The organism is Mycoplasmopsis citelli (genome assembly GCF_900660645.1).
Classification (GTDB): domain Bacteria; phylum Bacillota_I; class Bacilli_A; order Mycoplasmatales; family Metamycoplasmataceae; genus Mycoplasmopsis; species Mycoplasmopsis citelli.
In genome coordinates this window covers 482,451-500,613 of sequence record NZ_LR215036.1, presented here as the reverse complement: position 1 = coordinate 500,613, position 18,163 = coordinate 482,451, and the positions used below count along the sequence as shown (strand labels likewise).

General features: G+C 25.3%; 9 protein-coding genes. 8 read left to right on the top strand and 1 reads right to left on the bottom strand.

The features are described 5' to 3' along the window. Window positions 1–57 precede the first annotated feature (57 nt). Genes EXC58_RS01590 through EXC58_RS01565 form a run of 6 tightly spaced genes read left to right on the top strand, consistent with a single transcriptional unit; the run spans window position 58 to window position 7,574 of the window. On the top strand, window positions 58–1,470 hold the full coding sequence (locus EXC58_RS01590; protein WP_129725305.1) for a thermonuclease family protein: 1,413 nt from the start codon (window positions 58–60) through the stop codon (window positions 1,468–1,470). A 20-nt stretch (window positions 1,471–1,490) separates the two neighbouring features. Continuing rightward, entirely contained in the window at window positions 1,491–3,578 is a 2,088-nt protein-coding gene (locus tag EXC58_RS01585; RefSeq protein WP_129725304.1) for an ATP-binding cassette domain-containing protein, read from the top strand. Beyond that, entirely contained in the window at window positions 3,565–4,584 is a 1,020-nt protein-coding gene (locus EXC58_RS01580; protein WP_129725303.1) for a carbohydrate ABC transporter permease, read from the top strand. The genes EXC58_RS01585 and EXC58_RS01580 overlap by 14 nt, the downstream gene beginning before the upstream one ends. Continuing rightward, entirely contained in the window at window positions 4,559–5,581 is a 1,023-nt protein-coding gene (locus tag EXC58_RS01575; protein WP_129725302.1) for a carbohydrate ABC transporter permease, read from the top strand. Before EXC58_RS01580 ends, EXC58_RS01575 begins: the two co-directional genes overlap by 26 nt. 2 nt (window positions 5,582–5,583) lie before the next feature. Further along, entirely contained in the window at window positions 5,584–5,856 is a 273-nt protein-coding gene (locus EXC58_RS01570; RefSeq protein WP_129725301.1) for a hypothetical protein, read from the top strand. Then, complete coding sequence (locus EXC58_RS01565) at window positions 5,832–7,574, top strand: hypothetical protein (protein ID WP_165177516.1); 1,743 nt, start codon at window positions 5,832–5,834, stop codon at window positions 7,572–7,574. Before EXC58_RS01570 ends, EXC58_RS01565 begins: the two co-directional genes overlap by 25 nt. Window positions 7,575–7,870: 296 nt before the next feature. Here EXC58_RS01565 and EXC58_RS01560 read toward each other — a convergent pair whose 3' ends face one another. Beyond that, entirely contained in the window at window positions 7,871–10,999 is a 3,129-nt protein-coding gene (locus tag EXC58_RS01560) for a coiled-coil domain-containing protein (protein WP_129725299.1), read from the bottom strand. 1,596 nt (window positions 11,000–12,595) lie between these two features. On the opposite strand from EXC58_RS01560, the gene EXC58_RS01555 reads away from it, so the two are divergent. Continuing rightward, the gene (locus EXC58_RS01555) at window positions 12,596–15,745 is read left to right on the top strand and encodes a coiled-coil domain-containing protein (protein WP_129725298.1); all 3,150 of its coding nucleotides are present in this window, start codon (window positions 12,596–12,598) and stop codon (window positions 15,743–15,745) included. Beyond that, window positions 15,732–18,152: a transglutaminase domain-containing protein gene (locus EXC58_RS01550; protein ID WP_129725297.1), complete on the top strand. Its 2,421-nt coding sequence runs from the start codon at window positions 15,732–15,734 to the stop codon at window positions 18,150–18,152. Before EXC58_RS01555 ends, EXC58_RS01550 begins: the two co-directional genes overlap by 14 nt. Window positions 18,153–18,163: the final 11 nt, after the last annotated feature.

Here is an 18,163-nt window from a genome sequence, read left to right as displayed (position 1 = left end):
ATACAAAAATATAATTTTCTTTTAAAAGAAATTATATTTTTAGTACAGGGATAGCTTATGAAAATATTTAATAAATTTTTTTCTTTTTATCTTAGCTCTAGCTTAGTTCTTTTTCCTGCCTCTTTAGCAGTATCTTGCTCTGGAATTTCTGAACAAAAAGGACCACAATTACCAAAATTAAAAAATAATAAACTCGATTTTTCGCTAAAAAAACTAGGAAGTTCAGAAAATTATCGCTTTGATTATAACAAAACAAAAATGGATGAGTATATAAATTATGGTTCAGAAAAATTTTTAAACAAAAGTGAAAAAAATAACTATCTTTCTAAAAGAAAAGTGCAGTATAGAAACGCTTGGGATAGAGCATTTCAAGAAGCAAAAAATAAATTTCAAATAGATATAAATAAAGAAATATCTAAAAACATTTCATTTGATAAATTAAGTTCTTTTTCATTGAATTTAGATCAAATTCATAATCTTCCAGAAAATAAAATTTTTGATTTTTTAGGTACAAAAGTAAAACTAAAATTATCTAATTACTTCTTCACATTTAAGGATAAAGGATATTTAGAACCCAACTTAGAATCGAATGAAGTGAAAAAACGAATTTCAAATTTACAAAAGCAAAGAAAATTTATTATTATTGTTTCCTTTAATTTTACAATTTCTGTTGATGATAAAAATATTAGTGATTTTACTTTAGAAGTTAAAAAAGAAACAGAAATTGAACTTAAAAAAACTTTAGGGGAATTTTATGATCAATTAATTGTAAATTTGAATGAACTTCCGCAAATTAACATTAATTGAGATGCCCCCGAAATTAAAAATACTTATTTTGACGGTGTTATAGCTAACGAAGCGGATGGAGATACATATACTATTATGGTTACTGATAATCATAATAATAATTCAGTTAAAATTGGAGATAGAGTTAAAGTTAGACTTTCGGGTATTGATACTCCAGAAAAAGCTGTAGATAAACAACAAGCAAGTGCTTTTGAACAAAGTTTTGCATTGTTGTCTTCAAAATTTGTGTCACAATTAATGAATAACAAATTAAATAACGGAATAAAAGTAGGGGATAAGCTTAGGGTTGGATTTAGTAGTGGTATTGATACATTTTTGAGAACTTTAGGCGATGTATTTTTTGGAGATAAATATCAATATTCATACAACTTATCAATTGTGTCTGAAGGATATACATTACCATATATTAATAATGCTGGTTGACAAAATAATATAAATGTTCAAAATACATATGAAAATATTTTATATCCGCAAATTTACAAGCAATTTAATAAAGCTATTTCTGATGAAAAAGGATTTTTCGAACTTTTCAACTCCCCAAATGATGTTCAAAATTTTGTTTATCTAAAAAAACCAAATGGTAAATGAACACCATTTTGAAGTGGAACTCCAAATAATTCAAATTCGGGGAAAGTTTCTAATTTTTTAGAAAATAAAGAATAATAAAGGAAAAAACTTTAAATATGAAGATTATAAATAAAATTTACAATTATATAAAATTATCGAAAAATTATCCATCAGATGAGTTTCAAAGTGTTTTGGATGAATATAAAAAGGAATATTTAAAAATTGATCACAATAAAATTCCTGCTATTGAATTAAAAAACCTTAATATTGACTTTGGAGAAACTTTAGCTGTTGATAATGTTAGTTTTAAAATTCCTGAAGGTAAATTGGTTACTTTGCTTGGTCCCTCAGGAAGTGGTAAAACCACCACTTTAAATGCTATTGCTGGCCTTTTAACTGTAACTTCGGGTAAAATTCTTTTTCGAGGAAAAGACGTAACAGATTTAACGCCTCAAAAACGTAAAATTGGTTTTGTATTTCAAAACTATGCACTTTATCCACATATGAGTGTTTATGCAAACATTGCCTTCCCGCTTAAAAATGATGCTGAATGACAATATAAAACATTTATGAATCGTGTTAAAGCTAAAAATGATATTCGTTGCATTTATTTAAAAGCACTCGGAGCTTCTGAATTGGAAATAAATAAACTTCAAGAAGCTTATTTAGATTGAAGAATTGCTCAAAAAGAATCAAAAGCTAAACTTGATGAAAAATACGCCCAACTAGTAGCTGAATACGAAAAAGCTAACACTGAATATAAAGTTGTTCGTGTACATGAAACTTCAGAATTATCAATTTTGGCTAAAAATGTCATTAAAACAAACGAAACAATTCGTAAGGATACTAAAAACAAAATAAAAGCTTTAAAAGAAAAATATAAGCAAGCATTACTTAATAACGAATTAGTTGAATCTGAATTATTATCTTCCGAAGAACTAAAATTATTTGATCACAATTTATTAAAATTTCAAAAAAATTTAGATGAAATTCAAACTAAAGAACTCGAAGCCAAATTGCTCGAAGCCAACGCAAAGCTTTTAAATGAAAATCTTAACAAATTAACTTTAAAACATCGTATTGCAATTATTAAATTAGAAGAAAAAATTCTTAATTTAATCACTCGTTATAGTTATGAAATAAAATCAAAAAAACTAATTGAAAAATACAAAAAACTTAAAGAAGAAACAGGAATAACTAATAAAGAAGCAAAATTATCATTTAGAAATGCCTTAAAAAATGACGAAGAATATTCTAGGTTACTTAGATTAAGTAAGAACTTAAGATTTTATGCAGAAAAGCGTTTTAAAAATCTTGTTAAAGAACTCGAGTCTAAATATTCTTACAAAGAATGATTAAAAGATGAAAAGACTTCTGGGAAAAGTTTACTTAGTGAAGAACAAAGAAATAAAGTTAAAGAATTTGCAAATCAAGACATTCCAATTAAAAAAGCTATTCATAATGAAGTTATGGAAGTCGCTAGAAGAGTAGAAATTGTTCCAATTTTACAAAAAAAACCTACTCGTCTTTCTGGAGGACAACAACAACGTGTTTCAATTGCTCGTGCCATTGTTAAAAAACCTCAAATTCTTTTAATGGATGAACCACTTTCAAACTTAGATGCTAAATTAAGAATTTCAACTCGCCAATGAATTAGACAAATTCAACAATCACTTGGAATTACAACTGTATTTGTCACTCACGATCAAGAAGAAGCAATGTCCATTTCAGACATTATTGTCTGCATGTCAACTGCTAAAGTTCAACAAATGGGCTCACCAATTGAACTTTATAATAAACCAAAAAATCAGTTTGTAGCTAGATTTTTAGGAATGCCAGAAATGGGATTATTCCCTTCAGAATATAAAGATGGAAAATTGTATATTGCTTCAAAACAAATTAAAGGTGTTACTATTCCGGATAAAAATCAAGCTACCTTGCATGTTGGAATTCGTTCAGAAGATTTTGAAATTACTACTGCTAAAGATAAATATCAATTTGTCGGAGATGTGCTTGTTCAAGAAAATTTCGGAAAAGAAAGTAAATTAGTTGTCGAAATCGAAAATGTAGGAAAAATAAACTTCTTACTTAATAATAATTTAAATTACAGCGTTGGTGATAAAATTTATTTTAAAATTCCTATTAATAAACTTCATATTTTTGATGCTTTAACTGAGGAGAGACTTAAATATGAAATTAATTAGCCCAGAATTATTAAACAAAATTTCTAAATCAGTACCGTTTTCATATCAATGAGTATTACGAAAAATATCAAGTATGAAAGGTACGCTTTCATATTCAATTTTGGATAAAAAAAATAATTTTTTAATTCCTTTTTTACTTTTGTTACCAGGAATTATTTTACTTTTAGCTTTCACCATGATTCCAATGGGTCTTAATATATATAGTTCTTTTACCGATAGTAATGGAAAATTTACTTTACAAAATTACGTAAAAATTTTGAAAGATCCAGACTTTGCTTTAGGAGTAAGAAATTCACTTATTTATGGTATTTTCGTCCTACCGATGGTAATGTTTATTTCCCTTCTAATTTCTTCTATTATTGCTAAACTATATCGCAATTATGCTCGTGGATTTTGACAAACCATTTTCTTTATGCCTTATATAACTAATGGTGTTGCTGTTTCTTTGGTATTTATACAAATCTTTTCTCCAAATGGTTTGTTAAATAATTTATTAGGTACAAGCACCGGTTGACTTAATTCAGGAGATAAAAATTCTTTTAATGCTTTAATAGCTATTGTTATTAACGGTATTTGAAATGGATTAGCCTTTAATATTTTAATTTATACTACTGCAATGCTTTCTGTGGATAAAAATTTATATCGTTCAGCTTCAATTGATGGATGTTCAGAAATTAAACAGTTTTTCACAATCACTCTTCCATCAATTAAAGGGACAATTAATTTTATTATTACTTTAGGAATTATAGGAGGATTAAAAGTATTCCCTCTTGCTCTTTTCCAGAACAGACCAGAAGATGCATTTAATAATGGTGGAGCCTCAATTATGCTCTATGTTTATTATAAAGTTAATTCAGGGGAATTTGCTCTTTCTGGTGCTTCAAGTATTTTATTATTTATTATTGGAGTTACTTTTTCATCAATTGTTCGCGGGGGATTCTTCATGACTCAAGTTACATTAAATAATCTAGGAGAAAGAAATGTTTGAGTTAAAACTAAGAGTTAAGCAACATTTTACTGGTAAAAAAATTCAAAAAAATCAAGAAAGAGTTTCCTCGCAAGTTCGCGAAAAAAATGTTTATGCTGTTGCTTTATCAAGTTTTTTGAAACTTTTGATTCTTTGTTTTTTTGGAGTATTAATTATCTTTCCGTTCGTTTTTATGATTTTAGTTTCGTTTATGAATGACAATGAAGCTTCTTCATTAAATACAACTTTTAATTTAATTCCTTCTTTTGGAAATGGCCCTTCATTAGTGGGAGGAGTAAATAGAAATTTAGAATGAGCTGATTTGGTAAAAAATACTTATCAAAGAGCTTTTACAAGTGGTTATTGATCTTCGTTTGCTCTAACGGCAGCTAATGTCTTTGTTTCGGTATTTCTAAAAATCTTTATAACTTCATTAATGGGTTATGCTTTTTCACTTAAAAACTGAAAAGGAAAAAAAGTCTTTTGATTTGTTGCACTTGCTTTATTGGTTCTTCCAGAAGTTGCTATTTTATCAGGACAATACACTGTAGTTTTAAAAACTGAGTTATACAAAACCTTTTTCTTATTTACCATTGCTGTTGCTGCTCCTTTTAGTGCAAGTATTTTCAACACCGTAATGTATAAAAATGCTTTTGAAGCTATTCCAGGAAGAATTAAAGAAGTTTCGCTTGTGGATGGAGCATCTGGGTCAAAATACTTTTTTAAAATTGCTCTTCCAATGGTTCTTCCGACAACCATTACTATCATCATTCTTACTGCATTAGTTTCATGGAATGCTTATTTATGACCTTCAATTATTTCGACTCTTGCGAGAAATAAATATCAAGTAATTTCAGTTTGATTATTTAAAGCAGGAATTGACCCTAATGAAATTGCTACTAGTGCAAATGTCTTTGTTAATATAAAAATGGCTGCCAGTTTACTTGTTATTTTACCGATGTTTATTGTTTACTTACTTGCTAGAAAATGAATTATGCGTGCTGTGTCAAGACAAGGTTCAACAATTAAGGGGTAATGATGAAAAATTATAAAAGAAAAGTTATTATTTGACTTATATTATCAATCATTTCTTTTGTTATGATTATTATACTTTCATATGTGATTAATTTTGCTAGTTCAACTATTTATTCAACATCAAGTGTTGTGATCGAAAAAGACATTTTAGATGTTTATAAATATGTTAGAGCATATGCTATAGGAGGATTATCGTTTTTTTGTATTGTTTTTGTGATGGGTTCTATCACTTCTTATGCTGGAATTAAATCATGAAAATATTCAGAAATGTTTTAAAAGCTATGAAAAAGAAAAATACATTAAAATTTTTATTATCATTGCTAACAATTAGTTTAGCTAGCACTAGTGCAATTTCATGTTTATATGAAGATCATCCTATTGTTATATATGCTAAATCATATTCACAGAAAAACCCTTTTTTAGTTAAATTCAAGCAGCGTGTTGCTACAAATTATCAAAATAATTCTTTATTAAGTTTTGAAAATAGTTTATATAATAAAGCTAATTTAAATTTAAATTTCAAAGATGTGATTTACAAAATTGATGGAACTTATTCAGTTAATAATAATGAAGCAAAAAAGACTCTCAAAGGTTTGGTTACAATTGAAAATAATAAATTTAATGCTAATTCTAATTTAGAACAGAAAATTACCAATGAAAATGCCCTAAAATTTTTCCAAGAACAATGAAAATTATTACAGAAAAAAACTGAAGAATATCAATCCTTATCAAATAACAAAAATCTTTCATTATTAGTTTCTGCAAATTTTAATAATGATTCCAAAAAGCAAGAATTTACTCAATTAGAAGAAGAAATTCATGATTTATATAATCGATTAAACAACTTATCATTTATTGATAAAAGTAATCCTAAAAAATTTATAGACAAGGAAAAGGTAATCAAAGTTATTTCTCATTTTTTGAAAGACACACCACTATATGCTGAATTTTTAAAAAAAATATCGCTACCTGAAAATGATTCTAATTCATTGATAACTGTTACTCGTGATAATTTTGGGGATGTCAATACAATTATTTTTCAATATAATAAATCTCAAGTACCGTTTAATTCAATTCCTTATAGTCATTTTATTAATGTTGCTAAGCAAGTTAAGGATCGTCTAACTTCAAGCCAAATAGAAGATACTAAAAATGTATATTTAAAATTATTTAATTATATGAAAAATCAAAAATTTGTAGTTTCAGATGAACTTAAAGCACCTGGAATGGCACTTGGATTTGGGCCAGAATTTCTTTTAACATCACAAAATCCTGAAGATAATCAAAAAAGTGATTTATTTAAAGTTTTTAGCGAAACTTCCGAAATTGATAAGAATCTAAAGTTAAGAAAAGATTTTTTGGACAATCCTAAGGAATTTTTTGAAAATAATTTAGATTTAGTTAACTTTGAGTCAGTAACAAATGCAGATTTAAAAGTTGAAAGTTTAGAAAAAAATGATGATACTTCTTCAAAAAATTATATTTTAGCTAAGCAAAAACAAAGCTTAATTCATCAAAGATTAAATAATTTTAAAACAGTTTTTAATGAATTAAAAACTTTAAGAGAACAAAACGCCTCTCAACAAACAATTATCTCTAAACAGGAAGAATTGTCTAAGCTAGAAGCCTCTTTTAAAGACGATATAGAAAATTCAAGAAAAAAACTTAATAAAGGAATTTCTATTGCAAGAACTAACATTAATCATCTTGTTGAACTTTATGGATATTTTTTATTTATAATTGGAGTTTATGATGTTCAACTTATTAAAGGAACCCACCAATATCCAAATGAAGATAAAGAACGTGAAACTTATTGATTAGAATTTTTTGATAAAAAAACCAATAAATGATATATGGTTGATATTTATAAAGGATATTTATCATATAGTTCAGAAAATAAATTTACTTATAATCCAACCGAAGAATTATACACTTCACTTCCAAAAGGATATACAGTTGATCCAAATTTTGTGGATGCTGCACATGTTAAATAAATTTAATTACTAATAAATTAAATGCACCCTTTAAGTTAGTCTTTAATTGTCTAACTTAAAGGGTGCATTTTTTATGTAATTAATTCAAGAAAACAAAATTAAAATATATAGCCATGTAAAAACATTTTTACAAAAAACTTTATCAATGTAATTTATTGGTAATAAATAAACAATATAATATATTACTAAACTGATGCATCTTTGTGAATTAAAAATTTAAAAAAATAAAGGAACTTAGTCCTATAAAGCACAAAACTAAGTTCCTTTAAAAATATTTTTTTCAATACTTCTTTTATTTAAACTGTCACAACAGAAACTACAGGATTTTTAGCCCTAAAAGGTAAATCATATTCTGGTTCCTCGTATGTTATTCCTGTCATTTCGTCAAAAAGTCTATTATCTCTTGGGATATCAGAAAAGTATGTAGCAACAACATTTGTAAATTCGAAACCAAGATTATTCATATATTTAACCACAACAAATTCTTCGGTAATTTGCGTAACACCATCTTCTGGTTCTTCGATTCGTTTTGATATTGAAAAAGCATATTCATTTCTTTCAAGAGCATCTAAATAGCTAATATTTTTTATAATTGTTTTAATCTTATTATTGTCATTTAGATCAATATAAGAAATTTTAAATTTAAAAGGCGTATCCTTTATATGTTTAGCTGGTAAAACTTTAATACTATTTATAGCAGCAACAATTTGCGGTTTTTTACCTGGATTAAATTTTGTAAAAAATTTTCCATATTTATCTTTGTCGCTATCAGTTGAATATGCGTTTCCAAAAAATCATTCATCATAGTAATTTTCAGATGTTGTTGCTCAACTAAATCAATCTGAATTGAAGATTAAGTTCTTATATTCTGTATATTTAGATGTCATTTCAGTTAAGTCGGTTCGACCTTTTTCTATTTGTTTTTCTAGTGTTTTAATTTGTTGGTTTAAATTACTAATTTGACTATTTTTTTCATCTAAGTGAGTTTCTCAAATTTTATTATTAATTTGATCAATAAGATTAGAAATTCTTTTATTCAATCCATTAATTTGTTGTTCCTTTAATCTTAAGGAATTATTAAGTGCTGATATTTGGTCATTTGTGCCTTGATCTTGATCAGCTATATTTTTAGTTATTCGCTTTTCAGTTTTAGTAATTATTTTATTTTGCAATTCAAAAACTTCGGTGGTTAAATTGCTAATTCGTGTAATGTATTCATTAATAAAATTAATTTGTTCATCCAAGTTGTTTCTAGGATTGTTTAAATTGCTTATAGCAAGTAATTTTTCAATTCTTGAAACATCAATTTGTCATTGCTTAGCTTTATTTTTAACTTTATTAGCTTTTGTTTTTATATCTGTATATTCTCTTGATAGAGAATTAATATTCGCATTCAAACTACTTGAAAGATTAGTTTGTTTTTGAATTAAATTATTAATATTTCTCTGAAGCTGATCTTTTAAGCCATTTAATGAAGAAATTGTGTTATTTAGTGTTGTTGTTCTAGAATCATAATCTTGTTGTAATGCACTTTGATAAGCATTATTAAGATTGGTCGAAAGTTCAATCAAAGACTTAATGGTTGCTTGATTCTGTTCTAATGTAGTATTATCATCAAAAGTTGGTGACACCTCTGCTAATTGAGTACTTAATTGTGAAAAGTTCACATTTTGACTTATACTTCTGAGGAAGTTTTGAGCTTTACTTTTAAGATTTTCATATAATGCCTTAGCAGTATCATAAACAGCTTTAGCTTGGATTTTGTTAGTTGTTATTTGAGTATTCAACCCTTCAAGCTGAGATTGTGTTGTTCTTAAGGTTTCTTGAGTTTTAGTTAATATTATTTTATTTTGTTCTAATTCTGCTCGAACGGCATTTAAAGAATTTTGAGTATTAGCAATTTCTTGATTTTTTGCATTAAGTTCAGATTGAGTTGAAACCAATTCCTCTTTAGTAGAATTTAAACTTTCTAAAGTTCTTTGGTGGTCACTCTTAAGCGGTTCAAAGATATTTTGTTTGTATTGTTCTATAGCATTTTGAGCTGATGTTAGAGCTTGTTTTATAGTTGGGATAAAAGTTTCTTTGTAATTTTCATTATTGTATTTATCTTTGAGATTATTTAATGAATTAATTTGCTCCTGAAGATTATCTGCTAAGGTTTCAGAGTCTAAATAATTTGAATTTCTAATTGTTTGTTCAATTCCACTTAAAGTAGTAATTTGATTTTCAAGAATTGAAGCTAGGTTATTTGTTAAATCATTTTTGGTTTGTTCAAGATTTTGTTCTAAATCAGTTTTTTGCTCATTTAAAGTATCTATTTGAGATTGAAGAGCATTGTTTTGATTTTGTAAATTAACAATTTGTAAACCTCTTTCTTGATTATTTTTTTCATATAAAGAAATAACAGAACTTCTAATTAAATCGTATTCATTAACAATTTTTTCAAAACCTTTATTAACTTCATTTAAATCATAACTTTGCACTGATGAGTAGTCATTATCATTTTTTGCATCTACTAAAGATTGATTTATTTGGTCAAGTAATTGTTTAAAATGAGTTTCCTTTGATTTTAAAAGTTTTAAAGTTTTATTAATTTTGGTTTTGATTTTTTCGCCTGTTGTTTTATCCACTTGTTCAAAGTTCAACTTATTAAATTGCTTTAGATTTTTTCTCAATCTAGAAATTAATTTTAAGTAGAAATTTAGTTGATTAGTAAGTTTTTTTACTAATTCTTTAATTTTCTCGTCTCTTTGAGCAATTTCTTCATTAAGTTCATTAGTTGCTTGATTGTGTTTGCTAATTTCAATAGTAATTAAACTAATAATATTAGTTAGTTGAGCAAGAAAAGTGTTTTGAGCTTTTTGAATTGACTCAAAAACTTTAATTACACTATTAGTATCAGTGAAGGCAAATGCGATCTTTTCTAATGAATTAAGTAATTCTTTAATTTTGTTAAGCGAAGTATTAATGCCTTGCTGAGTTTCTCCACTTAGACTATCGTTATTGGACGAAAGATTTTTTAAAGTTGTATTTAATGTCGAGATTTTATTAACTAAATTGCTCTTTCAAGTTGAAAAAGGTTGCTCAAATGCTTTAAATCCATCATCTGAGACTTTTTCTTGAGTTATTTTGCTCGAAAGATCACTTAAATTCTCACTAGATAAATTTAACTCATTTAAGTCTTTAACAAATAATTGCAATTTCTCACTTTGAGTTTTTAAGTTATTAATTTTTAATTTAGCAACTTTATTTGCTTGATTATATTGTTGAAGTTCAAAATTAAGAGAATTTATTTTACTACTTAAAAAACCAATTTGGTTTTGATTAACAGTTTTACCGGTTCCAAACCCAATACCAATACCAGTCCCTAAAAGTAATGCTCCTGCAAAAGATAAAAGTAAATTCCTTTTTCTTGATAATTTCATGTTTCTCCTTGTTGTTTATATTGTTAATATTTCCAGTTTTTATATGAATTTTTAAGACTTAAGAATAGAACTTTAAAAATTCCTTTTAAGTTTTAAAAACTATGTTTAAGTTTAATTGCAAATTTTACTTTTTGAGTTTCTGTTATAAGAAAACTGGAAAAATAATCAGAAACATTTATTTATAAAAAGTAAAACAAATACTACTAGAATTTTCCTAACTTTAGATAAAGTTTTTACCAAAACAAAATCAAAGATTTATTGATAAGATTTTCAATCTTTTTTATTTTAAAATACATTTTAAAAAAATATTTGTGTTATAATATTAATCTGTTGCATTTGAATATTTACTAATAATTAAATTAAAAAATATTTGCACAATTATCTAATTAACACTCAATATTAGTTTTAAAGATGGTATTTTTAGATTATGTTATTTAAAATTAAAAACTTTATCTAAATTATGCTATTTACCTCCTTGAGTTTTTTATTTAAAAAGTTTGCATTTACAATCTAAATTAACTTCAGATATATTTAAAATTAAAAGATAAAAATTACTTTAAAAACTTAAGACCTTTTTGTAAGAACTAAATTAGTTTTTGCAACATTTTAGATGCAACAAAAATTTAAACAGTCTCGCAAAGATTCTATTTGATTGTTATAAAAAGCATTTTTCACTTTTAAATATGCTTTTATACAAACTTTAGTTTTGATTGCCAATACTTTTTACTGTTTGGATAGCAAATTATAAAAATTTTTATTTTTATAATTTGTTTTTTTATTATCAAAAAAACTTTAATAAGATGCCACTTAAAAAAGAATTAGAGATTTTCAAACCAAAGAGCTTTTCGTATGGCACTTTAATTATATATTTAAAATGCATAGAAATAAAAAGAATTTTTTTGAAAAAATAAGAAAAATTAACCACAAAATCAATGTATTTTTGTGGTTTTTTCTTTTCTTTAATATTTTAAGAAAAAATATTTATTATAGATTTTTTAAAAATTCAATAAATATTGCGAGATTTTCATAAATATAATTAGGCTAAAAATTGATGTTGAAAAATTAATATAATATTTTTTTCGGTTATTTTTTAATGTATAGATATTAAAGGCTTATTTAAATTTTCCGAATTTAATCCCTTTTATTTGTTTATCATTATTAAAAATAATTAATTTTCAAAAAAATGATAAAAAGCTTAAAAATATAGTTATTTTGTGGAAAATTTCCACAATTTCTTAAGAAAAATTGCTTTTTACTTGGGTTTAATCTTAAGTAAAATTATAATTAAATTAATGAAAAGCATTTTTATTTTTAAGTTTTTTATTGTTTTTTGAGTAGTTTTTAATTAAAATCATACTTAACTTATTTTAAAACATAAAAAATCAGCAACAAATATTTTAAAACAAGAATTTTGATAAATTAAACTAATTCTTTTAAACTCCTTAAAAATAATGCTTCAGAACTTGAAATACTTAAATAAATAAGGATTAAAATTATGCAAATAATTTTGATTTTTCAAGTATATATGAGGTTGACTTTAATTAATTTAGTTAAATAAATGCTAAGTAATTAAAACAAATTGTTTAGGAGATCATCATGAAAAAAATAAATAAAAAATCAACCAAAAGATTTTTATTATCTTTTGGAGGTTTTTTGCTTCTGGGAACCGGTATTGGTATAGGGATCGGAAGCGGTAAAACTATTAATCAAAACCAAATTAGTTTTTTAAATACCAAAATAAATAATCTTAGTTTTCAACTCCGTGAATATAGTGAGGCAAACAAACAAGATAAAAGTAAAGTACAAAACTTAAAAATTCAAAGAGAGCAATTGCAATTATTTGCTCAAGATTTAAGTAATTTGACTTCATCTAATGCAAATTTAGATAAGCTTTCAAGTAATATAAGTAATCCAAAAGCTTCAAATGATGGATTTAAAGCATTTGAGCAACCATTTTTAAATTGGAAAGAGAGTTTAAGTAAAAAAGTATTATCTCTAACTAAAACGCTAAAAAAACTTTCAGATAATAGCAATAACTTTACTGAAGATTCACAAAAAGCAATTGCAAGTTCACTTAAAAAAGTCAAAAATCTATCAAATTCATTAAAATCAATAACCTTTAATAACACAAGCAGTGCAGTAAAAGCTTTTAACTCAATCCAAAAAGCTCAAAATACTTTTCTTACTCAATTAACTAATGTCATTAATTTAGTTAGCAATCAAATTAGGAAACATAAACAAGAAGTTGATGATTTAAACGATCAAATTACTCAAAGAGACGAGAAAATTAAAGAATTAGCCGAAAAACTTATCTCTCAGCTAGGTTTTTACTTAAAATGAATGTCAGAATTTAAAGGTACATTAAAAGATTTTGATGATTCTAAATTTGAAAAAACTGATAAAGTTCAAGTCGAAAAAATTAAAACCAAAGTTAATAGTACTTTAAAACTTTTAACAACAAAAGAAGCTTATTTTAATCAGTTATTTGAACAAATGAATCAGTCTTTAACTGATGCACAAGATGATAATGACTATTCAAATATTCAAAGTTATGATTTGAATGATGTAAACAAAAGTTTTGAAAGAATCATCAAAGAATATGATTCAGTTAAAGATTTAATTAATACTTTATATGAAAAAGAAATAAAGCAAAAAATTTCACACATTTCCGCTCAATCTCAGCAAATAAACAATTTAGAACAGCAAAACAATGAACTTCAAAATCAAGTAGATAGTTTAAATAATCAAAAAACTACTTTAGAACAAAATCTTGAACAAACCAAAAATGATTTAATGAGTAATTTAGCTTTAGTTCTTGAAAATCAAATTACTACTTTGGACACAATTGAACAAACAATAAGAAGTTCTAGCGATGCAAATGCTGATGCTTCAGCGGATAAATTAAAGAATCAAATTGAAATTTTAACTAATTTAAAAACTCAATACACAGCAGATAATTATTCTCAAACTTTTATAACTGTAGTTAATAATGCTTTAAAAGTGGCTCAAGAAGTTATTCAAGAGTACAAAAGCAATGTTTTAGATACACTAAAAGTTCAATACCAAAATACTTTAGAAAGTTTAAATTCTACTAAAGAGGAATTAGTAGCAACTCAATCTGAACTTAATGCAAAAAATCAAGAACTTACTAATACTCAAAATGCCTTAAATTCTGTTCGAGCAGAATTAGAAAAAAATAAAATAATATTAACTAAAACTCAAGAAACCTTAAGAACAACACAATCTCAGCTTGAAGCTTTAAATACTCAAATAATAATTAGCAAAGTGGAAGCTAAAACAGTTTATGACAATGTTAAAGAGTTATATGATAATATTAAAACTAAAGCTCAAGACTTTCTTGGGAGTGTAAATCAAAATTTGGACTTTTCACATTTAAGATCTCAATTAGCAAAGATTGCTCCAACTTTTGATGAACGTGCTAATTTAGAGCAAAATCAGGCAAATATTAAGTCTTTAATTGAACTTTCAACTAATCTTAATAGTGCTTACCAAAGTGCGTTACAGCAAGATTATGATATCAATACCGCAATATTAAATAATTCAATTTCTTCATTAAATAGTTCAATAGCTGAACTTCAAAAAAATGTTAATAATTTAAGCCAAAGGCAAAATATTTATTCAACTCTTTTAGTTTCAAATGTTAATTCATTAACAAGAGAATATAAAAATAGAAAAAGTCTCGCAATTAAAATTAAGTTAGCTGCTGAACAATGACAAATTAATGTTTCAGAAATTAAAAAATTACTTGCTTTGAGCGATTTACAAACTCCAGAAAATAATGCAGAAAAGCAAATTGATTTTATAAATGAATACACAAACAGAATTATTAACTTATATACAGAAACTATACAACTGCAAAAGAAAATTGTTGCTAAAACTGAAAACACTTTAAATTCAAAAAACAATTTAAGTAAAAAACTTCAAAATCAACTTGATCTTGCAAACGATGAAATTCGAGGTAAAGCTTTTACAATTAAAAATTTAAATAACGAAAACCAAAACTATAAAAAAAATTTGATTGAAAAAAACTCTTTAATAAATTCTTTACAAAACCAAATTCAAACTGTTACAAACCAATTAAAATCTTCTCAAGTTGAAAAAACTTCTATTGAAACTCAATTATCAAAAGTTAGAAGCGATTTATCTACAATGACAACAAATTATACTAAGTTTAAAAATTTAATTTTAAATTCAAAATTATACAAAAACGCGACTAAACATGTTTTATTCTATCAACCATACGGTTTTGGTACAGAACTTTACGGAACTGGATATAAAAACACCAACACAGATAAACAAAAATATGGGGAATATTTTTATAATTTTACTGGAAATCCGAAAAAACCACAACAAGTTTCTGTTCTTAATAGAATCAATATTTTAAGTAGAGGTAATTATCAATATAAATTCAAAATTTACTATATTGATGCTAACGAAACCGATGATGCAAATAAACTTAAGGTAAAAAAAGTTCAAATCCCTTTAGATGCGTTTAATAATGATAGAAAATATTCGTTTAAATTAAATTTATCTGAAAAAGAAACCAATGCAGGAAAAACCACTTCACTACAATTTGTTGTTGTTAGAAGGATTGAATTTGGGAAATTCGAATTTACTAATGTTGTTGCTAATTTATTCACTAAAGACTATGGTAGAGGTTTAGACTATTACAATTTAGTAATAACTTCACCAACTGTAATGGTTGCAGTCGATGACGACGAATAAAGAATTTTTTGAAATTTGAAAGGCAATTTTAAAAATGAAATTTTCAAAAGTTTTATCGTATAATAAATCCAAATGATCATTAGTGTTAGTTGGTGGGATAGTTTTAATTACTACGATTGTTTTACCTTTAGTTTTTGTTAAGAAAACTAATTTAAAAACAAAAAATTCAAATATTTTTAATGAAAAAAATATAGAACAAGCAGAAATAACCTCATCAATAGAAAAAAACCCTGAAAAACGCGTTATAACTGGTGAAGAATCTATTAAAAATCCTAAAATACCAATAGTTTTAGTAGAAAAAGAAAACAATTCTATTACAACCAAAACTCCAAAAGTTATTCCTAAAAATAACCAGCAAAAAATACCTATAGATTCGCCAAAAAAAGATGATAAAGAAGTTTTGAAGATTAAAAATATCTCCAATAGTTCAATGGCTACTTCGCCAGATATAGATAATAAAGTTACCAAATCTCTAATTAGTGGAGAAAAAAGAACCGAAAAACCAATTCCAAAACCAATTCCAAAACCAATTCCAAAACCAATTGAATATTTGTTATCAGATGAACAAAACAAAAAATTAAAAACTTTAAAATCTAATCTTCAAGAAGTTTTGGTAGACACCACAAATCTTCCATCATTAGATAAATTCATATTGCTTATAAATAAAAAAATTGAACAAATTGAAAGAGCAAAAACTTTCAAAGATTATTTAGAAATTTTTAAAAGTAATTGAAATTCTTTTTTTAGCAGATATAAAATTTGAAAATCTTCATTTTTAAGTAAAAATGAATTGATTGCTTCGGAAAGCGATAAAAATGAATGAAATAAATTGTATGCTAAATCTTTAAATTTAATTAGATCTGCTAAAGAAGAACCGACAAATGTAGTAAGAAATTCTCTCAAAGATTTTTATATTTACAAATTAAAAGAACAAATTAAATTATATGAACAACATCCATATTATCTTCAGCCACTTAAAAGGTTAAAAAAATTTTTATATTATTATCAAAATAATTATGATAAATATGTAGATTTTCAATGAGGAATTGATAAAAATAACGACTTTTCTTTGTCTCCAGATAAATATTACAGTGGAAATTTTAAAAAGATATTAGTTAATGATGAATTTATCGCTAATTGGCTTAAATATTATCGAAGATGAAATTGAATTTTTGTAGAGAAAAAAGATCAAATCCCTAAAATTGAAGATAAAGATATCTCCGCTTTACAAATAGATCCGAAATTTAAAGATAATAAAATAATTAGCGATTATTTAGCAAGACAAATTAATTTTCAACCAAATAGCTATTTTAAACTTTGAAACATAAATGAACAAAACCCAGAAAAAGTGAATGACAATGACGTTAAACAAAAAGGACTAAAAATTTTTTCGGGAGATTTTAATAAAGAAATAGCAGTAAGTAACGAAATTAATAGACTTAATTTATCAAAAGTTTCTTTTCAAAAACCAACTTTTAAATTTAAAAAAGATTTGTTTGATAATAAAGAGTACCAATTTTTGGACTGAAGTTCAATAAAAAATTTTGATTACAAAAAATTTTATGACTATCAAAAACTAGTAGAACTCAAAGACAAACCAAAAATTGGATCACACGAAAATTATAAAATTTACAATAATCTTTTGTTTGAAAAACCAAATTTATTTTCAGATGCCAAATACAAAAGTATAGAAAGTGAATTAATAAATCCAAAACGAATAAGATTTAATAATTTATTTAGTACTTATGGACAATTTACAGCCGACGGATCAGAAAATTATAGTGACGAAGAAATTAAAAAACTAAAAATAGACTCTTGAATTAATCCAATCCCCGAATATAAAAGATGATTTAATCATTGAAAAAAAGTTTTACCAAATATTATTAACAAAAATTGAAATGACGAAACTAAAATTAAAGCAGTTGCCTATTATATTGCGACTAATTCATTATATTTATATTTTCCTGTAAATGTTTATTATAACTATAATGGATACGGATTTTATAATCCGGCTCAAATTTTTACTAATGACCCTGAAATTCAATGTGTTGGATATTCAATGAATTTAGCAGCGGCACTTACAATTTTGAATATTCCAGTAAGAATTGTTAGTGGGCCATATTTAGGAGATCCTCAATCTACTATTGTTAGTGGTTATCACGCTTGAAATGAAGTTAAAGTTGATAATCGATGAAAAGCCATTGATTTAACAAATTTTGATTTATTCGAAGGAGAAAATCCGGAAAATCCAACATATGAACTTAGAGATGATATTGATTTATTTTTAGAACGTAATTCAAAATATATGAATCAATTTAAACTTGATTTAGGTTCATATGAAACCACATTAATGTTTTTTAAAAATCCAAAAGAATATGAATATTTAGATTTACCTGATAGTATTTAAATAAGATTTAA